The 21533-nt window shown below is 66.8% G+C and carries 19 protein-coding genes; 14 read left to right on the top strand and 5 right to left on the bottom strand.

The window, feature by feature from the left end; translation table 11 throughout:
• Window positions 1-31 precede the first annotated feature (31 nt).
• The 9 genes from IFT55_RS14825 to IFT55_RS14785 all read left to right on the top strand — a co-directional run bounded on the left by IFT55_RS14825 (window position 32) and on the right by IFT55_RS14785 (window position 11098).
• Window positions 32-1717 (top strand): GGDEF domain-containing protein, encoded by a 1686-nt coding sequence (locus IFT55_RS14825; RefSeq protein ID WP_192093121.1) that lies wholly within the window; start codon window positions 32-34, stop codon window positions 1715-1717.
• 140 nt (window positions 1718-1857) lie between these two features.
• Window positions 1858-3480, top strand: coding sequence for a long-chain-fatty-acid--CoA ligase (locus tag IFT55_RS14820; RefSeq protein ID WP_192093120.1), 1623 nt, complete (start codon window positions 1858-1860; stop codon window positions 3478-3480).
• A gap of 316 nt (window positions 3481-3796) precedes the next feature.
• On the top strand, window positions 3797-5104 hold the full coding sequence (miaB, locus tag IFT55_RS14815; RefSeq protein WP_192093119.1) for a tRNA (N6-isopentenyl adenosine(37)-C2)-methylthiotransferase MiaB: 1308 nt from the start codon (window positions 3797-3799) through the stop codon (window positions 5102-5104).
• Complete coding sequence (locus IFT55_RS14810) at window positions 5101-5670, top strand: hemerythrin domain-containing protein (RefSeq protein WP_192093171.1); 570 nt, start codon at window positions 5101-5103, stop codon at window positions 5668-5670. The genes miaB and IFT55_RS14810 overlap by 4 nt, the downstream gene beginning before the upstream one ends.
• A 100-nt stretch (window positions 5671-5770) precedes the next feature.
• Complete coding sequence (locus tag IFT55_RS14805) at window positions 5771-6835, top strand: NAD(P)-dependent alcohol dehydrogenase (protein ID WP_192093118.1); 1065 nt, start codon at window positions 5771-5773, stop codon at window positions 6833-6835.
• A 255-nt stretch (window positions 6836-7090) separates the two neighbouring features.
• Entirely contained in the window at window positions 7091-8092 is a 1002-nt protein-coding gene (locus IFT55_RS14800) for a PhoH family protein (protein ID WP_192093117.1), read from the top strand.
• A gap of 118 nt (window positions 8093-8210) precedes the next feature.
• Window positions 8211-8720, top strand: a complete 510-nt coding sequence (gene ybeY, locus IFT55_RS14795) for an rRNA maturation RNase YbeY (RefSeq protein ID WP_192093116.1) — start codon at window positions 8211-8213, stop codon at window positions 8718-8720.
• A gap of 10 nt (window positions 8721-8730) precedes the next feature.
• Window positions 8731-9639, top strand: coding sequence for a hemolysin family protein (locus tag IFT55_RS14790; protein WP_192093115.1), 909 nt, complete (start codon window positions 8731-8733; stop codon window positions 9637-9639).
• Between the two features lie 118 nt (window positions 9640-9757).
• Entirely contained in the window at window positions 9758-11098 is a 1341-nt protein-coding gene (locus tag IFT55_RS14785; protein ID WP_192093114.1) for a PQQ-dependent sugar dehydrogenase, read from the top strand.
• A gap of 47 nt (window positions 11099-11145) precedes the next feature.
• Here the strand turns inward: IFT55_RS14785 and IFT55_RS14780 are convergent, their stop codons facing one another.
• From IFT55_RS14780 to IFT55_RS14770, 3 genes are read right to left on the bottom strand one after another with little or no spacing between them, the layout of a single operon-like run.
• Complete coding sequence (locus IFT55_RS14780) at window positions 11146-11448, bottom strand: polyhydroxyalkanoic acid system family protein (protein WP_192093113.1); 303 nt, start codon at window positions 11446-11448, stop codon at window positions 11146-11148.
• 32 nt (window positions 11449-11480) lie between these two features.
• On the bottom strand, window positions 11481-11813 hold the full coding sequence (locus tag IFT55_RS14775) for an SMR family transporter (RefSeq protein ID WP_192093112.1): 333 nt from the start codon (window positions 11811-11813) through the stop codon (window positions 11481-11483).
• Window positions 11810-12226 carry a VOC family protein gene (locus tag IFT55_RS14770; RefSeq protein ID WP_192093164.1) on the bottom strand — a complete coding sequence of 139 codons (417 nt, stop codon included), beginning with the start codon at window positions 12224-12226 and terminating at the stop codon, window positions 11810-11812. Before IFT55_RS14770 ends, IFT55_RS14775 begins: the two co-directional genes overlap by 4 nt.
• Window positions 12227-12330: 104 nt before the next feature.
• Here IFT55_RS14770 and lnt point away from each other — a divergent pair, with 104 nt between their 5' ends.
• The 3 genes from lnt to IFT55_RS14755 all read left to right on the top strand — a co-directional run bounded on the left by lnt (window position 12331) and on the right by IFT55_RS14755 (window position 16299).
• Complete coding sequence (gene lnt, locus IFT55_RS14765; protein WP_192093111.1) at window positions 12331-13857, top strand: apolipoprotein N-acyltransferase; 1527 nt, start codon at window positions 12331-12333, stop codon at window positions 13855-13857.
• Window positions 13858-13934: 77 nt separating this feature from the next.
• Complete coding sequence (gene metK / locus IFT55_RS14760; protein WP_192093110.1) at window positions 13935-15143, top strand: methionine adenosyltransferase; 1209 nt, start codon at window positions 13935-13937, stop codon at window positions 15141-15143.
• An 88-nt stretch (window positions 15144-15231) separates the two neighbouring features.
• Window positions 15232-16299, top strand: a complete 1068-nt coding sequence (locus tag IFT55_RS14755; protein WP_192093109.1) for a hypothetical protein — start codon at window positions 15232-15234, stop codon at window positions 16297-16299.
• Window positions 16300-16302: 3 nt separating this feature from the next.
• Here IFT55_RS14755 and IFT55_RS14750 read toward each other — a convergent pair whose 3' ends face one another.
• Entirely contained in the window at window positions 16303-16941 is a 639-nt protein-coding gene (locus tag IFT55_RS14750) for a phosphatase PAP2 family protein (RefSeq protein ID WP_192093108.1), read from the bottom strand.
• Between the two features lie 81 nt (window positions 16942-17022).
• On the opposite strand from IFT55_RS14750, the gene trmB reads away from it, so the two are divergent.
• Entirely contained in the window at window positions 17023-17703 is a 681-nt protein-coding gene (gene trmB / locus IFT55_RS14745) for a tRNA (guanine(46)-N(7))-methyltransferase TrmB (RefSeq protein ID WP_192093107.1), read from the top strand.
• Window positions 17704-17719: 16 nt separating this feature from the next.
• On the opposite strand, the gene IFT55_RS14740 is transcribed toward trmB, so the two are convergent.
• Window positions 17720-18967: an acyltransferase family protein gene (locus tag IFT55_RS14740; RefSeq protein WP_197976482.1), complete on the bottom strand. Its 1248-nt coding sequence runs from the start codon at window positions 18965-18967 to the stop codon at window positions 17720-17722.
• Between the two features lie 23 nt (window positions 18968-18990).
• Between IFT55_RS14740 and IFT55_RS14735 the strand changes: the two genes are divergently transcribed.
• Window positions 18991-21525 (top strand): family 20 glycosylhydrolase, encoded by a 2535-nt coding sequence (locus tag IFT55_RS14735; protein ID WP_192093106.1) that lies wholly within the window; start codon window positions 18991-18993, stop codon window positions 21523-21525.
• The last annotated feature ends 8 nt before the right edge of the window (window positions 21526-21533 follow it).

Raw genomic sequence — 21533 nt, 5'->3', positions numbered from 1 at the left:
AATCCTTTCCGATTTCATGGGATGTCCGCCCATGGCTCCGGGCTGGCGATATATTTGGAAGGCGCTGTTAATTGCGCTGGCGACGCTGGTCGCATCGCCGGCATGGGCGCAGGCCGGGATCGTCGGGTCCGAACTGCACGTCTGCGTCGCGCGGGTCGTTGCTGGCGATACCCCGCGCGCCATGCTGGCGTCGCCCGGACGGTTCGATTGCCGGACGCCGCAGCACCGGCTGGGTCCGGGCGATTACTGGGCGATGTCGGTGCCGCCCGCCGATGTGGCGACGGCGGGGCGCAGCCTGCGCATCCGTCAGAGCAGCCTGTGGCAGGACGAACTGGCATTGTACGCGCGCTATGCGGATGGGCGGATCGTCGGCACGTCGAACGACGGGGTCGGGATCAGCCGGCACATCCGGATGGGCGCAATCATCGAACACCGGTTGGCGACGCGCGGCGTCCCGCTCGACCGCCTGCTGTGGCGGATCGGCGGATCGGCCAATATGCGCGGCATCGTCGTCGGCGTGCGCATTGCCGACGACGCTGCCAGCATCCGGTCGGACCTGCTGCTCGTGGCGCTGTACGGCGGATTCGTCGGCCTGTGTTTCGCGCTGCTGATCTATAATCTGGCGCTGTGGAAGGCGCTTCGCCACCGGTTCCAGCTCGATTACTGTGCCATGCTGTTGTTCCTGTTGATCTATGCACTGTCGTCCTCGGGCGCGCTGGCATGGATCGCACCGGACATGCCCAATACCAGCCGTATCACCCTGAATTACGTGTCGCTCTGCTGGGCGGCGGCGGCGGCGCTGGCGTTCAGTCGCCATTTCTTCGAAGACCGGGTGTTCGAAGGATGGCTGGGGCGCGCCGTCGAAACCTCGGCGATCGCACTTATGATCCTGGGCGCAGCTTTTCTGGTTGCGACGCCGGTCGATATCCGGATCGTGGATCGCGCCTATTCGGTCGCCTTCGCCAGCCTGCCGTTCATCGTCCTGCCAGTGTTGTGGCGGGCATGGCGGCGGCGGAGCAATCACCTGTGGCTGTTTTCGCTGACGTGGGCGTCGCCGATGGTGATGGTGGTCGCGCGCGGCATGGCGAACCTGAACCTGATCGGATGGAGTTTCCTGCTCGACAATTCGACTTTGCTGGCGATGGCGGCGGAAGCGCTGCTGACGAGCCTCGCGATCGCCTATCGCTTCAGCCTGCTAAGCCGCGAACGCGACGCCGCGATCCGCCGGGAAGCGATCACGCGCGAACTGGCGGACACCGATCCGCTGACCGGATTGCTGAACCGGCGTGCGTTCATGGCGGAAGTGGCGGCGATCGATCGGCCGTGCATGCTGATGCTGTTCGACATCGACCATTTCAAACAGGTCAACGACACGATCGGCCATGACGGCGGGGACGAGGTGCTGCGCGTGGTCGCGCAGATCCTGCGCACCCATGCCAACGGAGCACTGGTCGCGCGGATGGGCGGCGAGGAATTTGCGCTGCTGGGCGATCCCCGCCTGCTGCCCGACCCGGAAACGATCCTGACGGCGGTTCGTACCCACCCGATGCCGTTCGACCTGCGCGTCACGACCAGCATCGGCATCTGTCAGGGGCCGCTGGACGACGAAGCGGCATGGAAGCGACTGTATCGCAGGGCGGATCAGGCACTGTTCGAAGCCAAGGCGTCCGGACGCGACCGCATCCGGCATGCGGGGACGCTGGCAATCGCGGCCTGACCCGATACGGTTACGCGTTCTGCAACCCGACTTGCACGGCACGCACGGCATGCTACCCTGCGATGATGAGCGCTGCTCCCCCGCCGTCCGCCCGCTACGCCCATCCTGTCGCATGGGATCGGCCCCTGCCGCCCATGTCGATGACCGACCTGTTCGAAGCATCGGCGCAGCGGCTGGGCGCGGCCCCGCTGATCGACTTTCTGGGCCGGCAATACAGCTATGCCGAAACGAAGGACGGCGCGGACCGGGTGGCATGTGGTCTGCGGAAACTGGGATATGGCCCGGGTGACCGGATCGGCCTGTTCCTGCCCAACGTGCCGCATTACGTCGCGGCATATTACGGCATCCTGAAGCTGGGCGCGACGGTGGTCAATTTCTCCCCGCTCTATAGCGTCGAGGAACTGGCGGCGCAGGTCGCGGATTCGCAGACGCGGCTGTTGTTCACGCTGTCGGCGTCGGCGCTGTTGCCCACCGCGCTGTCGGTCCTTCGCGCAAGCTCGCTCGAACGGCTGGTCGTCGGATCGATCGCGGGGGCGTTGCCCGCCGCGAAGTCGCTGTTCTATCGCTGGTTCCGGTCGGCCGAAGTGACGCCGCGCCCGCACGACGACGACCGTGTTACCGCCTTTTCCGCGCTGATCGCCAATGACGGCGCGTGCCCGATGCCGACGATCGACCCGACCCGCGACCTCGCGCTGATCCAGTATACCGGCGGCACCACCGGCAGTCCGAAGGGCGCGATGCTGACCCACGCCAACCTGTCGGCGAATGCGCGGCAGGTGTCGTGGCTCGACCCCGAAAACGGCAAGGTGATGGACCGGGTGCTGGGCGCGTTGCCGATGTTCCACGTCTTTGCCAACACCTGCGTGCTCAACCGCACGGTGGCGACCGGCGGGGAGATCGTGATGCTGCCGCGGTTCGACGCCGGACAGGTGCTGGCGGCGATCGAACGGACGCGCGCGACCGCGCTGCCCGGCGTGCCGACGATGTACCGGGCGCTGATCGACCACCCGCGAATGGCACGCACCGACTTCTCGTCGCTGCGCCACTGTATCTCGGGCGGTGCGCCGCTGCCGCCCGAACTCAAGGACCGCTTCGAACGCGCGACCGGCGCGACGCTGATCGAAGGCTATGGCCTGTCCGAAAGCTCGGGCGTGGTGTCGTGCAATCCCTATGCCGGGTCGCAGAGGCCCGGCACCATCGGCCAGCCGATCCCCGGCACGCGCGTGCGGCTGGTCGACAAGGAAGACGCGACCCGCCCCGCCCCGGCCGACGAACCGGGCGAGATCGTGGTGGCGGGACCGCAGATCATGCAGGGATACTGGCACCGGCCCGACGCGGACGAGACGACGTTTTGCCACGATGCCGACGGCGTCCGCTGGCTGCGCACCGGGGATGTGGGGACGATCGACGCGGACGGCTTCATCCGCATCGTCGACCGGCTGAAGGACATGATCGCGGTCGGCGGGTTCAAGGTGTTCCCCAGCGAGATCGAACGCGTCCTGTATCATCATCCCGCCGTACGCGAGGCGCTGGTGATCGGGCTGCCCAGCGACTATCGCGGCGAAAGCCCGCACGCCTATGTAACCCTTTCCGCCGATGCCGACGTGACCGGCGAAGCGTTGAAGGCGTGGCTGAACCCGCAACTGGGCAAGCACGAACGGGTGGACGAGGTCGTCGTCCGGCTGACGCTGCCCAAGACGATGATCGGGAAGCTCAGCCGCAAGGATCTGATCGCCGAGTTGATGGTCGAGGGTGTGGGCTGAGTCACGCGAAGGCGCGAAGTGCAGCCAAGAAGTGGGTTCACGCGGAGGCGCGGAGGCGCAGAGAGAAAAAGAGAGAGCCACGTTCCTTCCGTCCCGCCCCGGCGGGACCATGATGTAGGCACGACAGCATCGGGGACCGCTACGCGATCGATCGCGCTTCTCGCTCTTTCCTTCTCCGCGCCTCCGCGCCTCCGCGCGAACCATCACTTACTTCTTCCTTCGCGTCTTCGCTCCTTCGGGTGAACCCAGCCTTCCTGTTCTACGCTCATAGTCCCGCCCTTCCGAAAACGCCGCAAATCCGGTACAGCCCGACCGCATGACCACCCCCAAAACCTTCCACGTCAAATCGTTCGGCTGCCAGATGAACGTCTATGACGGCGAACGCATGGCCGAATTGATGGCGGCGCAGGGCATGACCGCGACCGACGATCCGAACGCGGCCGATCTGGTCGTGCTGAACACCTGTCACATCCGCGAAAAGGCGACCGAAAAAGTCTATTCGGACATCGGCCGCCTGCGCAAACACGGTGCCGATCCGATGATCGCGATCGCCGGTTGCGTCGCACAGGCCGAAGGCGCGGAGATCGTGCGCCGGGCGAAGGTCGACGTGGTCGTCGGGCCGCAGGCGTATCACAACCTGCCCCGACTGGTCGCCGATGCGGCGGCGGGCCTGCCCGCGCTCGATACCGACATGCCGCCCGAATCGAAGTTCGGCCACCTGCCCGCCCGCCGCCGCGTCGGCCCGTCGGCGTTCCTGACGGTGCAGGAAGGGTGCGACAAATTCTGCACCTATTGCGTCGTGCCCTATACGCGCGGCGCGGAGATCAGCCGGCCGTTCGCGGCGATCGTCGATGAGGCGAAAGCACTGGTCGATGCCGGCGCGCGCGAGATCACGTTGCTGGGACAGAACGTCAACGCTTGGACCGACGCCGACGGGCGCGGCTTGGACGTACTGATCCGCGCGCTGGACCGCGTGCCGTCGCTAGAGCGCATCCGCTATACCACCAGCCATCCCAACGACATGACGCAGGAGTTGATCGACGCGCATGCCGATGTCGAAAAGCTGATGCCGTTCCTGCACCTGCCGGTCCAAGCGGGCAGCGACCGCGTGCTCAAGGCGATGAACCGCAGCCACACCCGCGACAGCTATCTGCGCATCCTCGACCGCGTCCGGGCGGCCCGGCCCGACATCGCACTGTCGGGCGACTTCATCGTCGGTTTCCCCGGCGAAACCGATGCCGAGTTCGAGGAAACGATGCAGCTGATCGACGCGGTCGGCTATGCACAGGCATTCAGTTTCAAATACAGCCCGCGCCCCGGCACCCCCGCCGCCGAGATGGCCGGCGAGGTTCCGATGGCGGTAATGGACGAGCGGCTGCAACGGTTGCAGGCGGCGTTGGCGCGCGATCAACAGGCGTTCAACGCGACGGCGGTCGGTCGCACCTGCCGCGTGCTAGTCGAACGCAAGGGCCGGTTGCCGGGTCAGATGCTCGGTAAGTCGCCATGGCTACAGTCGGTGCATTTCGTCACCGATGCGGCGATCAGCGATCTGGTCGAGGTCGATATCGTCGCCGCCGGCCCCCTGTCGCTGTCGGCGGTCGAACGGGTACGGATCGCCGCGTGACCGATCCGCTGCCGCTGACCGGGCGCAGCGGATTGCCGGCGGAAATCGCCTATCTCCGCGACCGCTATCCGCAGGCCGGATGGCAGGCGCATCCGCGGTACGGGCAACTCGCGGCGTTCTGGCTGCACATTCACGCCACCTTGCGGTCGGAGGCGGCGGCGCTGACGACGACGACCGACCTGTTGCGCGGGCGACAGATCGATCCGGCAGCGTTCCAGCGGCGGTTCGTGCCCGAACTCAACGGCTTCCTTCAACATCTCGACGCGCATCACCGGATCGAAGACACCGCCTACTTCCCCAGATTCCGGGTGTTGGACCCGCGCATGGGGGTGGGGTTCGACCTGCTGGAACGTGATCATCATGCGATCCACGACGCGTTGCTGACCACCGTCGAGCGCGCCCGGACGCTGCTGGCGTCGCTCGCCGGGACCGGGATCGAACAGGCGGCGGACAACTACGCCGATGCCTCGGGGCGGCTGATCGCGATGTTGCGCCAGCATCTGGCGGACGAGGAGGAGCTGGTCATCCCCGCCATGCTGGAACATGGCGAGCGCGCGGTCGGGTAGCCCACGCCGTACCGAAGCCGTTACGACGATACACTGTATCAGCAACCAATAGCGCCGTCCGACATTCCACCGCAGACTCTTTCTTGCATGGAATCCAGACATGACCACCCCCGCCAACGGCTATGCCGCGCAGAGTGCCGACGCCAAGCTCGCCCCCTTCTCGTTCGAGCGTCGCGATCCGCAACCGACCGACGTCGCGATCGACATTCGCTTTTGCGGCGTGTGCCACAGCGATCTGCACACCGCGCGCGGCGAATGGCCGGGCACGCTCTATCCCTGCGTTCCGGGGCATGAGATCGTCGGCACCGTCACGGCGGTCGGCAGCGACGTGACCAAATTCGCCGTCGGCGACACGGTCGGTGTCGGATGCATGGTCGACAGCTGCGGCGAATGCCCGTCCTGTCATGAGGGCGAAGAGCAATATTGCACCGGCGGCGGCTTCGTCGGCACGTATAACGGGCCGGACCCTGTACTGGGCGGCCACACGTTCGGCGGATATTCGGACCATATCGTCGTCGATCAGGACTTCGTGCTGGCCATCCGCCACGACGAAGGCGATCTGGCTGCGGTAGCGCCGCTGCTGTGCGCCGGGATCACGACTTATTCGCCGCTCAAGCACTGGGACGTCGGACCGGGGCAGAAGGTCGGCATCGTCGGTCTGGGCGGCCTTGGCCATATGGGCGTCAAGATCGCGGCGGCGATGGGTGCAGAGGTCTATGTCTTCTCCACTTCCCCCAACAAGCGCGACGACGCGCTCCGGCTGGGCGCGAAGGACTTGATCGTGTCGAAGGATGCCGATGCGATGGCGGAACATGCCGCCAGCTTCGACTTCATCCTGAACACCGTCGCGGCGTCGCACGATCTCGACCAGTTTCTCGGGCTGCTCAAGCGCGACGGGACGATGACGCTGGTCGGCGTCCCCGAAACGCCGCATCCCTCGCCTTCGGTCGGGAACCTCGTCTTCGGTCGCCGGTCGCTGGCCGGATCGCTGATCGGCGGAATTGCGGAGACGCAGGAGATGCTCGATTTCTGCCATACCCATGGCCTGACCGCCGATATCGAGACGATCCGCATGGACGAGATCGAAACCGGGTACGACCGGATGGCGAAGAGCGACGTGAAGTACCGCTTCGTCATCGACATGGAGTCGCTGAAACCTGCATGATCGGGGAGCGTCGGTCCATGACGCCGGAGGCGGGGGAAGCGCGACGTTCCCGCGCTTTCGCACGGTATGGACAGAAACCCACTGTCCTATCCGCCGACGCTCTGCCACATTGCGGATGATGCAGCCGCGCCCCGCCGTCCCTGCCCGTTCGATGCCACCGTGCCGGTGCCGTACGGGTGCTGCCAACGTCTCGACTTCCCCCACCTCGCCTGCCGCCCCGCGCCGTTCGCGCGGCGGCGTCCGTGAAAGGATCGCATGAGCCGCAAGCCCATTCCCGCCCAGTCCGGTCAGCGCGCGCGCGTCGAGCTGAGCTTCGACAAGCCGCAACTCCTCCCCCGGCTGTTCGGGGAGTTCGATGCCAATCTGCTGGCGCTGGAAGAACGTCTGGGCGTCTATATCACGGCGCGGGGCGACCGGGTCGGGATCGAGGGGTCGGCGGAAGCGGTGGCGCATGCGCGGGAGGTGATCCATGAACTCCATCGCCGTCTGCTGCGTGGTGAGGAAGTCGACCCCGGTCTGATCGACGCGGTCATCGCCATGTCGGCGCAGCCCAGCCTCGACGGGATCTTCCGCGCGGAGAATGGCGAGGGCGCGCCGTCGATCATGATCCGTACGCGCAAGAAGACGATCGTGCCGCGCACGCTCGCGCAGGCCGGATATATGAAACAGTTGCTCGGCAACGACATCATCTTCGCGCTCGGGCCGGCAGGCACCGGCAAGACCTATATCGCAGTGGCGCAGGCGGTGGCGCAGCTGATTACCGGCAGCGTGCAGCGGCTGATCCTGTCGCGCCCGGCGGTGGAGGCGGGCGAGAAACTCGGCTTCCTGCCCGGCGACATGAAGGAGAAGGTCGATCCGTATCTTCGTCCGCTGTACGATGCGCTGAACGACTGCCTGCCCGCCGAACAGGTCGAACGCCGCATCCTGTCGGGCGAGATCGAAATCGCGCCGATCGCGTTCATGCGCGGCCGGACGCTGGCCGACGCGTTCGTGATCCTCGACGAAGCGCAGAATACCACGCCCGCGCAGATGAAGATGTTCCTGACCCGGTTCGGTCAGAACAGCCGGATGGTGGTATGCGGCGATCCGAACCAGACCGATCTGCCCGGCGGCGTCCAGGCATCGGGGCTTGCCGACGCCACCCGCCGGCTGGAAGGGATAGAGGGCATCGCCTTCGCCAGGTTCGGCGCGGGCGACGTGGTGCGCCACCCGATCGTCGGACGGATCGTCGAAGCGTATGAGGGGAAGGACGCTTGATCGGGGTGATGGCGCCGGGCGGGACGGACGCGGGCGATTGCCACGACACGGCCTGCGCCCCTACGGACGGCGACCGTGCCTGTTCCGGGTGCGACGTTAGCGCAAGGACCGACCTGTCATGATCGACATCGCCGTTCAGGCCGAATCGCAATGGCCGCAGGACATCGACTGGGAAGCACTTGCCACCCGTGCCGCGACGGCGGCGATCGGGCGCACGCCGCAGGGCGGATGGCTGACCGATCCCGCGCTGATTGAGGTCGCGGTCCGGCTGACGTCGGACGACGAGGTGCAGACGCTGAACCGGCAATATCGGCAGAAGGACAAGCCGACCAACGTGCTGTCGTTCCCCATGATCCAGAGCGACCTGCTGGATACCGTCACGCAGAACAGCGACGATGGCGAGGTGCTGCTGGGCGACATCGTGCTGGCGCACGGCGTCTGTGCGGCCGAGGCGGCCGAGCGCGGTATATCGATCGAGGATCATGCCACGCATCTGATTGTCCATGGCTGCCTGCATTTGCTAGGCCACGATCACCAGAACGACGCCGAGGCGGAAGCCATGGAGTCGATCGAGCGTTCGACGCTCGCCGAACTGGGCCTGCACGACCCCTACCCCATCGAGGATTGATACGACCATCATGGCCGACGTTTCGACCAGCACCACGCCCGGAGACAGTAGCGGCTCCGAAGGGGGCATATGGCGCGGGCTTCGCTCGCTGATCTTCGGCACGGAGGCGAGCGAGACGCTGCGCGAGCGGATCGAGGAAGTGATCGCCGCGCATGAGGACGAGAACGACACCCAGGTAAAGGGCGACCTGTCGCCGATCGAGCGCAAGATGCTGCGCAACATCCTGCATTTCGGTGAACGCGATGCGGGCGACATGGGCGTGCCGCGTGCCGACATCGTCGCGCTGGAGGAAAATACGCCGTTCGCTGACGTCGTCGCGCTGTTCGCCGAAGCCGGGCACAGCCGCCTGCCGGTGTATCGCGAAAAGCTGGATACCATCGTCGGCATGGTCCATCTGAAGGACGTGTTCGCGATCCTCGCGCGGGCGGAGGAACCGCCGCCCACCGTCATCAGCCTGTTGCGGCAGCCGCTGTATGTGCCGCAGTCCATGGGGACGCTGGACCTGCTGGCGCAGATGCAGTCCAGCCGTACCCATCTCGCGATCGTGCTCGACGAATATTCGGGCACCGACGGCCTCATCACGATCGAGGATTTGGTCGAAGAGATCGTCGGCGAGATCGAGGACGAGCATGACGAGGCACCGACCGAAATGCTGGTGCCGCTGGAAGGCGGCGCATGGGAAGCCGATGCGCGTGCCGAACTGGAGGACGCGGCCGAGTTGATCGACCCGCGTCTGGGCGAGGTGGACGAGGACGTCGAAACGCTGGGCGGTCTGGCGTTCGTGCTGGCGGGCGAGGTGCCGAAACAGGGCGACCGGCTGGAGCATTCGTCCGGCTGGACGATCGAGATCGTCGCCGCCGACACGAGGCGCGTGACGCGGTTGCGGCTGCATCCGCCGGTGGTGGTCGAGGAGGAATAGCCGTCGGCGGCGGCGGTTCGTTCCCGACCGGCTTCGGCGGGCAGGAACCGGTGCATGTTCGGGACTGGAAGCGACGTCGCCCCTTCCCCCCGCCGCCCGGCCCTTCTATCCTGCCGCGATGCGCAAACATGTCATTCGTCTGATCGTCATCGCCGTGATCCTGCTGGCGGTGCTGGTCTTCTGGCTTACCCGCCCCGACCGGGCGCAATTGAGCGAGCAGGCCGTCACCGGCCGCACGCCGCAACTGTCGCAGGCACGCAAGCAGAGCATCCCGACCGTCCGCATCGCCGAACCGACCGGCTGGGCCACCGGACAGACGCCGACCGCGCCCGCCGGGCTTCAGGTTCAGGCGTTCGCGAAGGGGCTGGACCATCCGCGATGGCTGTACCGGCTGGCCAACGGCGATGTACTGGTCGCGGAAACCAACAGCCCGCCGCGCGAAGGCGGCGGCATCACCGGCTGGTTCATGAAGCTGTTCATGGGCAAGGCGGGCGCAGGCGGTCCATCGGCGAATCGCATCACGCTATTGCGCGATGCCGATGGCGACGGCGTGGCCGAAGGACGCAGCGTGTTGCTCAGCGGCCTCAATTCGCCGTTCGGCATGGCGGTGCTGGGCGACCGGCTGTACGTCGCGAATACCGACGCGCTGGTGCGCTATCCGTTCCGCGTCGGCCAGACCCGTATCACCGCGCCGGCCGAAACGGTCGTCGCGCTGCCCGGCGGCGGCAATCACTGGGCGCGCAACGTCGTCGCCGATCCCGACGGCAAGTCGCTGTACGTCAGCGTCGGGTCGGCATCGAACATCGCAGAAAACGGGCTGGAGATCGAACGCAACCGCGCCGCGATCTGGCAGGTCGATCCGGTCAGGAAGACGTTCCGCCTGTACGCCACCGGCGTGCGCAACGCCAACGGGATGGCGTTCGAACCACGGACGCGCGATTTGTGGGCGGTCGTCAACGAACGCGACATGATCGGATCGGACATGCCGCCCGATTACATGACGAAGGTCGAGTTCGGCGGCATCTATGGCTGGCCGTGGCATTATTGGGGCGGCTATATCGACGATCGCGTCCAGCCGCAGCGGCCCGACCTGCGCGAATATGTCGCGCGTCCCGATTACGCGCTGGGTGCCCATGTCGCGCCGCTGGGGCTGGCGTTCACGTCCGACATGCGGCTGGGTGAGCGTTTCGGCAACGGCGCGGTGATCGGCCTGCACGGATCGTGGAACCGGGTGCCGCCATCGGGTTACAAGGTCGTGTACGTGCCCTTCGCCGCCAACGGATTCCCCGCGCCGAACGCAAAGCCGGTCGATCTGCTCAGCGGTTTCCTGTCGCCCGACGGCAAGGAAGCACGCGGACGGCCGGTCGGCGTGATCGCCGACCGCACCGGCGCAATGCTCGTGGCGGACGATGTCGGCAACGTCATCTGGCGCGTCAGCCAGCCGCTGGCGGCGCGATAGGGCCAGCCCCCTCCGTCGAAGTTTTCGGCGGAGGGGCGGCCCGGTTGCTATTTCAGGAGCGCCGGCCCTTCCTTGCCCAGTTTCGACCGGATCTTCTCCGCGAACAGCGCCAGCATCGGCGGCAGGTCGAGCACCGCATGGACATGGGCATCGTGCATTTCGCACCGCGCGCCGACGCTCTGCCCCATCGCGCTGATCGTGAAGTGCAGCGTGTCGCCGTCCCAGCGTTTGTCGTGCATCGTGCCGCCGGGAATCATCCCGGCCAGCTTGTCGATGCCACCGTCGATCCGCTGCCGTACGCCCGCACGACCCAGCTTGTGGGGAATGTCGACTTCGACCGGTTGCGTCATGGGAACTCCTGAAAAGCGATACAGCGCAACAGTTAGTGTGCCACGCTGCGCGAAAACAGGTTCATCACCAATACGCCCGCGATGATGAGCGCCATCCCCGCGACGGCGGGCAGGTCGAGCCGCTGCCGCTGCACCCCCCATGCGATCGCGGCGACCAGCACGATCCCGACTCCCGACCAGATCGCATAGGCGATGCCGGTCGGTATGGTCCGAAGCGCGATCGACAGGCAGTAGAAGGCGATGGCATAGCCGGTGACGGTAACCAGCGAGGGCACGATACGGGTAAAACCGTGCGTCGACCGCATCGCAGAGGTCGCGATCACTTCCGCCACGATCGCGATGCCCAGCCAGCCATAGGCGGTCATTGCGCGAACAGCATCGCGTCGTCGGCAAACGCCTTGAACTCCAGCGCATTGCCGCTGGGATCGCGAAAGAACATCGTCGCCTGTTCGCCCGGCTGTCCGGCAAAGCGGATCTGCGGTTCGATGCCGAACGCAATTCCGGCGGCGCGAACCCGCTCCGCCAGCATTTGCCAGTCAGCTATGGTCAGCACGATCCCGAAATGCGGAACCGGCACGTCATGTCCGTCGACCGGATTGGCGGCGGCATCCGCCGTCCGGTCCACGAGGTGCGCCACGATCTGATGGCCATGGAAATCGAAATCGATCCAGCGATCGGACGATCGTCCCTCGCGGCATCCCAGCACATCGCCGTAGAAGCCACGCGCGGCGGCAAGATCGTCGACGGGGAAGGCGAGATGGAACGGGCGTAGCGACATGGCCGCAGCATAGGGCAATCGCGCGCCGTTCGCACGCCCGCGTTCGCACCGTGCCAAAGGGAACCGCACGCCGGGGTCTTGCGCCCGCGTCCGGCACACCGGATATGCGCGCGGTGCCTGCTTTGTACGCCCTGCTCGCCGGCCTGATATCGGCCACCGGTTTCGCGCCGCTCGAATGGTGGCCGGTGACGCCTGCCGCCATCGCATTGTGGCTGTGGCTGGTCCATGCCGCGCCGACGCTGCGGACCGCCATGTGGCGGTCGTGGCTGTTCGGCGTCGGACATTTCACGATCGGCAACAACTGGATTCAACACGCCTTCGACTTTCAGGACCGGATGCCGCCGTCGCTCGGTTATGTCGCGGTGGTCGGGCTGGCGATGTTTCTGGCGATCTATCCGATGCTGGCGGGTGGACTGGCATGGCGGCTGGGGCGGCGCGGCCCCCGGCCCGACATGGCGTTCGCGCTGGTCGCAGGCGCAGCATGGATCGCGACCGAGTATCTGCGCGCCGTCGTCTTCACCGGCTATGCGTGGAACCCGATCGCCGTCATTTGGGTCCCGACACCGCTGCGCGCGCTGTCGCCATGGATCGGCACCTATGCCTTGTCGGGGCTGACCATCGTGGCGAGCGCGGCGATCCTGTTGCCGCGTGCGCGTATGCGGGCCGGCGTGCTGGTAGCGCTGGCGTTGGCGATGCTGATCCCCGGCGACAACATGGCGACGCCTGCACCGCTCGGCCGCGACACGCCGCGCGTGCGCGTCGTCCAGCCCAATTTCGAACAGGAAGCGGTGCGCAGCGCCGGGTATGACGATCGGCTGCTCGACCGGCAGATCGCGTTGTCGGGCCGTCCCGGCCCCGCCCCCCGGCTGGTCGTCTGGCCCGAAGGCACCGTCAATTTCTATATCGAGGACGGCTATCCGCCGCCGTGGTACGAACGTTCGCCGCTGTTGACGCGCGCACGGATCGCCAGCGTGCTGGGTCCACGCGACGCGGCGCTGGTCGGCGGCACCGCGCTGTTCTTCGACGGTGACGGGCAGGTCGCGGCGGCAGGCAATTCGGTGTTCTCGCTGACTCCCGATACCCGCATCGCCGGCCGGTACGACAAGGCGCATCTGGTCCCCGGCGGCGAATATCTGCCGATGCGTTCGATCCTTCAGCCGCTGGGCCTGACGCGGCTGGTGATGGGCGATGTCGATTTCCGCCCCGGCCCCGGCCCGGCGACGATCGCGGTGCCGGGCTTCGGGCCGGTCGGCGTCCAGATCTGTTACGAGATCATCTTTTCGGGACAGGTGGTCGACGCGACGCATCGGCCTGCCATGCTGTTCAACCCGTCGAACGACGCGTGGTTCGGTGCGTGGGGACCGCCGCAGCATCTGGCGCAGGCCCGATTGCGCGCGGCGGAGGAAGGGCTGCCGATCCTGCGGGCGACGACGACCGGTATCTCCGCCGTCATCGACACATCGGGCGCGATTGTGGCAGCGATACCTCGTCATCGCGAAGGCGCGATCGAGGTCGCACTGCCCGCCGCCCATGCCCCGACCCTGTTCGCGCGGGCGGGCAACTGGCTGGCACTGGGCATGATAGTTTTGCTGCTTGCCGCCGCGATTGCCATGCGCCGCCGCACCCGCTAGGGCGGTGACATAAGGAAAGCTTTATATGCGGCATGGCAACGGCCGCGCGCTTCCCGGCGTTTGAGCAAAGGAAAACCATGCGTTCCAATTATCTCTTCACGTCCGAGTCCGTGTCCGAGGGTCATCCCGACAAGGTCGCCGACCAGATTTCCGATTCGATCGTCGACCTGTTCCTGTCGAAGGACCCCGAAGCACGAATCGCGTGCGAAACGCTGACCACGACGCAACTGGTCGTGCTGGCGGGCGAGATCCGCTGCAAGGGCGTGTTCGAGAACGGCGCATGGGCCGATGGCGCACAGGCGGAGATCGAGGCGACGGTCCGCAACACCGTGCGCGACATCGGCTATGAACAGTCGGGCTTCCATTGGGAAACCTTCCGCTTCGAAAACAATTTGCATGCGCAGTCGGCGCATATCGCGCAGGGCGTCGATGCCAGCGGCAACAAGGACGAAGGTGCCGGCGATCAGGGCATCATGTTCGGCTTCGCCTGCGACGAGACGCCCGACCTGATGCCGGCGACGCTGGATTACAGCCACAAGATTCTCGCGAAGATGGCGGCGGATCGCCATTCGGGGGCCGCGCCGTTCCTCGAACCCGACGCCAAGAGCCAGGTGACGCTGCGCTTCGATCAGGGGAAGCCGGTCGCCGCCACGGCGATCGTCGTGTCGACGCAGCACGCGCCGGGCTATGATCAGGGTGAGAACGAGGCGGAACTGCACGCATACGTCAAGGCGGTGATCGCCGACGTGCTGCCCGCCGAGCTGCTGTCCGATGCGACCGAATATCACATCAACCCGACCGGCAGCTTCGAGATCGGCGGCCCCGACGGTGACGCGGGCCTGACCGGGCGCAAGATCATCGTCGACACGTACGGCGGCGCGGCCCCCCACGGCGGCGGCGCGTTCAGCGGCAAGGACCCGACCAAGGTCGACCGGTCGGCGGCGTACATCACCCGGTATCTGGCGAAGAACATCGTCGCCGCCGGCCTCGCCACGCGCTGCACGATCCAGCTGGCCTATGCGATCGGCGTGTCGAAGCCGCTGTCGCTGTATGTCAACACCCACGGCACCGGCACCGCCGACGACGCAGCGATCGAACGCGCGATCGAGGGGATCGAGAAGCTGGGCGGGCTGACCCCGCGCGGCATCCGTACGCATCTGGGCCTGAACAAGCCGATCTATCGCGCCACCGCAGCCTATGGGCATTTCGGCCGCAAGCCCGACGGCGATCTTTTCCCGTGGGAAAAGACCGATCTGGTCGACGACCTGAAGGCCGCGCTGGCCTGAACCGTCTCGACACGGTCATGAATTTGCGGGAGGCTCATGCGAATGAGCCTCCCGTTTTGATTTGGGGAGAGCCGGGGAGACTCTAGCCATGCGGACGGCCTTGATCGCGATATCGATGGCGGGGGCTGCGGTGGCGCCGGCCGCGGCGCAATCCCCCCATGCCACCATCGCCGCACCGGCCGACCAGCCCTATGAAATGCGCCATAGCAAGCTGACGGTGCCAACGGTGCTGGACGGCATGCGTCGCACGTCCATCCGCCAGCTCGGGGACGGCGAAGTGGACGTTTATGCCGTCTACGGGAATGCGGCCGACGCGATCACCGTCTATACGTATCGCAACGTCGTCGGCAGCGTTCCGGTGTGGTTCGACCGGGCGCGCGCGGCGGTAGAGGAACGGGTCGACCTCTATGGCAAGGTTGCTGCTGCAGGACCGCCGGTCGCGTTCACGCCGCCCGGACAGGACGTCGCCAGCGGCCTTGTCGGCGCATGGACGATCACCAAACCGCCATATCGCGGAACGGCGCTCGCGCTGCTGCCCATGAACGGCTGGCTGGTGAAGGTCCGCTATAGCTCGACCACGCTGGACGGACCGGCGGTGGCGGCACGGATTCCAGCGGTGCTGGCGGCGCTGTCATGGCCGAACGAGATTGCGAAGGAAGCGGCCGCAGCGCCAGTTGCCGGCTGCACCACGCCGCTGGCTTTTCCCAAACGGGCGAAGGTGGCGCGTACCGGAGGGGACGCCTTGTCGTCGTCGCTGTTCGGCGGGATCATCTCGGCATTGCGTACCAGCACCAAAACGTCGGCGACGCCTTCTACCGCGTCGTGGTGTCTTGACCCGGCACGCGCGCGGATCGGCGCGGTCTATCGCGCGGACGGGGACACCGAAGGCTATCTGCTGGCGTTCAGTGACGCCGGTCGGGCGATCGGCGTGCAGCCCGACCGGCTGGGGGCAATCATGGCGAAGGGCAAGGACGCACCGCGCTGGGCCGTCACCCTGTACGACATGACGTCGGAGTCGGGCTATCCGGCGATGACCGCGCTGCCCCGACCCGATCAGTTGATCGAGGCGCTGAACGGACCGGCGGTAACACGGGTCCAGACCTGGCCTGCCGGTAGCCAGAACACCGTGAACGTGAACGTCAGCGCGATCAAATAACGCCTATCCCGGCGTCAGCGCGACGATCGCCGCCCGGTCGATCGCCCGGGCGCGCCGGATCGGCTCAGCATCGGGCATCACCTGCGCCACCAGCGCCTCCGCCGCCCAGCCGATGATCGCGCCCGCGACGACATCGATCGGGAAATGCGTGCCACGCGGGATCTGGATCAGCGCAATGGCCGCCGACGCGGCATGCGCAGAATTGGCGGCACCCGGATATTCGCGGGCGACCGCGCAAGCGACCGACACCGCTCCGGCGGTATGGCCGGAGGGAAACGAGTTTTGCGGCCCTTCGTCGTGGTTGCCCGGCGTCGGGACATGTTCGTCCCGGTCCGCGAACAGATGCGGGCGGGCGCGATCGACGCGATGCTTGATCACCCCCTTGGCGAGCGTCGCCAGCGCATGCGCCGCCAGCATCCGCACGCCCGTCCGCACCATCCGCCGGTCGCTCCGCGCCAGCCCGATGGCGATGGTCGCCACGTTGATCGCGATCAGCGGCGGCTGATCGGCGATCTCGCTCAGTTTCCCTGCGGACCACACGACCGGATGATCGGCCAGCCCCGCCGCCAGCGCATGGCCGCATTCGATGTCGGCATCGATCACCGCCTTCGCATGGTCTTTCGTCTGCTGCGTCGTGCCCAATGCCGTTCCTCTCTCGGTTCGAACGTATCAAGGCTGCGGAAGCGGCTTTCGTTCCGGCGCGTCGCTGGGTAGGAGCCCGGCATGAACGATCCCGCTTCCATCCGCCGCCTGTACGGCCGTCGACAGGGCCACAAGCTGCGCGTGGGCCAAGCCGCGCTGTTCGAGGACCTGCTGCCCCGCGTGACCGTCCCCGATACCGGCCCGCTCGACGCACGCACGCTGTTCGGCGACGACCGCCCGCTGGAGGTCGAGATCGGTTTCGGCGCGGGCGAGCATCTGGCCGGACAGGCGGCGATGCGGCCCGGTCACGGCTTCGTTGGATGCGAACCGTTCCTGAACGGCGTCGTCGGCGCGCTGAACCATATCCGCGATGGCCAACTGGACAATATCCGCCTGCACATGGGTGACGCGCTGGAAGTGATCGAGCGGTTCGCCGACGCGTCGCTGGAGCGCGTGTACCTGTTGCACCCCGATCCGTGGCGCAAGGCGCGGCATGCCAAGCGGCGGATGGTCAATCACGGCCCGCTGGACCTGATCGCGGCGAAGCTGCGACCGGGAGCCGAGTTCCGGCTGGGCACCGACGATCCCACCTATTGCCGGTGGGCGATGATGGTGATGAACCAGCGTCGCGATTTCGTATGGCAGGCGCAAACCGCCGCCGATTTCCTGACCCGCCCGGCCGACTGGCCCGAAACCCGCTACGAACGCAAGGCACGGCGGCAGGGGCACGAGGTCTGGTATTTCCGCTACGTGCGGGTGTGAAACGCCGTCGGCGGCATCACACCTTCACATACCAGCCGCGCCGGCGAAGCCACGTCATCGCCAGCCCGATCAGCGCCATATAGAGCAACACGGGCACCAGCGACGCGACCGCTGGCGGAACAACGCCTAGTGCGTAGCGATACGGCGCGAGCAGCAGGTCCCAGCCTAGCAGGCTGCCGGTCACGCTGTGGAGGACATAGGCGGCGATCGCGTTCGACCCGAACGCCAGCGCGATCCGCCACGGCCAGCGTTCCGCCGCACCAGCGCGTCGGTCGAGCAGCGCGTGCAACGCGGCGAGCGCCAGCGTGGTCGCGCCGCAGGTGACGAGAACGAAGCTGCTCGACCAGATATCCTTGATGACCGGAAAGGCGAAGCTCCACGCGAGCCCCGCCACCAGCATCGCGCCCCCCGCCCCGGCCAGCGGCAGCGCCGTCCTACCACCACGCCGGGCGAGCAGGAACTCGCCGATCGCGACGCCGATCAGCCCGTGCGCGATCGCCGGCAGCGTGCCGAGCAATCCTTCGGGATCATATCCCGCCGGCCCCTGCACGTAATTATGCCCCCCGCCGCCCAGCAGGACGCGATCGACCGACGCGACGAAATTGTGTCCGCGTTCCCAAAGATCGTTGGGCAATCCATCGAGCGCGGGCAATAGCGTCAGCGGCCAGTAGAGGACCAATATGGCGGCGGCGATGCCCAGCCGTACCCGCGCCCCGACCGCAAGGAACAGCAGCGCGCACGCCCCATAGGCCAGCGCGATCCGCTGCAGCACGCCCCACAGCCGCCATTGCCCCGAATCGAACTCGGCGAACCAGTACAGGTTCGACAGTATGAATCCGATCGCGAACAGCCGGACGGTCCGCACGCCGATCCGCCGCGCTGCCACGCTGTCCACCCCCGCCCCGCCCGGCGTGCGCGAGGCCATCGGGATCGCGACGCCGACCATCATCAGGAATGCCGGAAACACCGTATCGGCGAGGGTCAGCCCGTCCCACGACGCATGCAACAGGGTCGGGAACACCACCGCCTTCTCGCCATAGAACATCCCCGCCGCCGAATTGACGAGGATCATTCCCATCACGGCCAGCCCGCGCAGCACGTCCAGCGACACCAGCCGCCCCGACGCCGTCCGCGCATCCGCCTGCCCCGTCGCCATTCCATCATCCCCCGCCCTGTCGGCGGGCATCGTACAGCGCAGGACGGCAAACGCCATATCCGCACGTGGCGCATGATTGACCATCACACCGCCGCCTGACACATCCATGCGATATCAAGAGGATTACCGGCATGCGGCGACTGCTTCTTCCCCTCGCGCTTGGCACGGCATGGCCGGCGATGGCCCAGATGCCCGCGCAGGCGCCGCTCGACCGGCTGGCCGCCGATCTGGGATATCGGTTCGCGGTGCTCGACAACCGTCCGGCGGACTGTCCGGGAACGACGGCGTGCTTCCGGTCGGAAATCACGATCACGATGCCCGACGCGCTTCCCGCGACGGTCGCCGCGCCGGAAATACGGTTCGGGTTCGTCAGCCGGATCGTCGCGATCGACAGCGACGTGTTCGACTGGCGGCTGATCAACGGCGATCTGAACGCGCTGGTGCCAAAGCCCGGCCGTCGGCTCGAAGCCGGGCGGACCTATCGCATCGGCATCATCGGCGCGGGCCAGTATTATTCGCGCGCGCATGCCATGCCCAACGCACATTTGGTCGTACCCGGTCTCGAACCGCGCGTCATCTCGGCGACGCGGACGCGGATCGAGGCCGATACCGGTCTGGAAACGCTGCCGTTCGTCGCGCCGATGACCGATGAGGCGAAGCTGGCCACCGGATCGGCGGCAGATCGCAACCAGTGGCTGACGCCCGAACGCGCCTACGCCCGATATGCCGAACGCGGTGCGGCCACCACGCCGGATATCGCCATCCTGCCGCTTCCGGCGCGGGCAAACCGTGCGGTCGGGGCGGCGACCGACCTTACCGCCGGCGTGCGCATTGTGCCCGGCCGTATCAACATCAATGACCTGCGTTCCGCGCTCGACGCGCTGCCCTATCCGCAGGTAGCGACCGGCGGGATACCGGTGACGTTCGCGATCGCGCGCGGTCTGCCGGCGGAGGGATATCGCCTGACGGTCGGCGGCAATGCGGTGCGGATCGATGCCGCCGACGTGGCCGGCGCACGCCACGCGCTGCGGTCGCTCACGCAACAGGCGGCGTTCGAACGCGGCATGCTGCGTCCGCTGACGATCGAGGATGCCCCGCGCTATCCGTTCCGTGGGCTGCATGTCGATCTGGCGCGCAACTTCCACGGCCGCGATCAGGTGCTGAAGCTGGTCGAGCAGATGGCAACCTACAAGCTCAACCGCCTGCACCTTCATCTGGGCGAGGATGAAGGCTGGCGGATGGAGGTCAAGGCGCTGCCCGAACTGACCGAGGTCGGCACATATCGCTGTTTCGACGCGAGCGAGACGACCTGTCTTCAGCCGCAACTGGGCGGCGACCCCGATCGCGGCGCGGCGACCAACGGGTTCCTGACCCAATCCGATTATCTGGATATCCTGCACGCCGCGAAGGCGCGCGGGATCGAGGTCATTCCGTCGTTCGACATGCCCGGCCATTCGCGGGCGGCGATCCGGTCGATGGAGGCACGATATCGCCGGTTGCAGGCGGCGGGCGATACCGCCGCCGCCGAACGCTATCGCCTTGTCGAACCGGGCGACACCACCAAGTATCGCAGTATCCAGAATTATGATGACAACACGCTGAACGTCTGCATCGACCAGACCTATCGCTTCCTAGACACCGTGCTGGACGAGGTCGCGGCGCTGCATCGTCAGGCCGGGACCCCGCTCAAAACCTATCATATCGGTGCGGACGAAACCGCCGGCGCATGGTCGCAATCGCCCGCGTGCAAGGCGATGATGGCGCGCACCGGCATGCAGCCGACGCAGCTTGGCGCCTATTTCATCGAACGCGTCGCGGGCAATCTGGCCAAGCGGGGCATCAAGGTCGCGGGATGGAGCGACGGCATGGGCCACACCGCGACCAAGCGGATGCCGGCGCGGGTCCAGTCGAACATCTGGGGCGGTCTGCACACCGGCGGCGTCGCGGAAACGCATGTTCAGGCCAATCGCGGCTGGGACATCGTGCTGTCGATGCCGGGTCTGGGCTATTTCGACATGCCCTATGCGATCGATCCCGACGAACGCGGCTATGACTGGGCGTCGCGGAGCGTCGATCCGTTTCAGGTGTTCGCGTTCATGCCGGGCAACCTGCCCGCCAACGCCGCAATCATTCCCGACCTTCTGGGGCGTCCGACCGCCGTCGCGGATACCGTCCCGCTCGACCGGGGGCGCGGTCTGACCGGCATTCAGGCACAATTGTGGAGCGAAACCGTGCGCAGCGATGCGCAGGTCGACTATATGCTCTTTCCCCGGTTGCTGTCGCTGGCGGAACGGGCATGGACCACCCCCGCATGGGAACCGGCCTATGTTCCCGGTGCAACCTATCCACCGGGCGACGCGCGGGTCGATCGCGCCGCCATCGCCGCCGACTGGCGCGGGTTCGCCGGACGGGTTGGCGTCGCGCTGCGCGCGCTGGACGCCGGGGATGTCGCCTATCGGTTGGCGCCGCCGGGGGCACGCATCACCGGCGGACGGCTGGAAGCGAACAGCGAATTTCCCGGCACGCCGATCGAATATCGCATCGGTGATGGCGCATGGCGGCGCTATGTCGGGCCGGTCGCGGTATCCGGTGCGGTACAGGTCCGCACCCGCACGCCCGATGGCCGCCGCGCGGGACGCAGCATCACGGTAGGCGGTTCGCGATAGGCGAAACG

This window comes from Sphingomonas sp. CFBP 13720 (genome assembly GCF_014842075.1).
Lineage (GTDB): Bacteria > Pseudomonadota > Alphaproteobacteria > Sphingomonadales > Sphingomonadaceae > Sphingomonas.
This window is presented reverse-complemented; position numbering and strand designations above follow the sequence as displayed.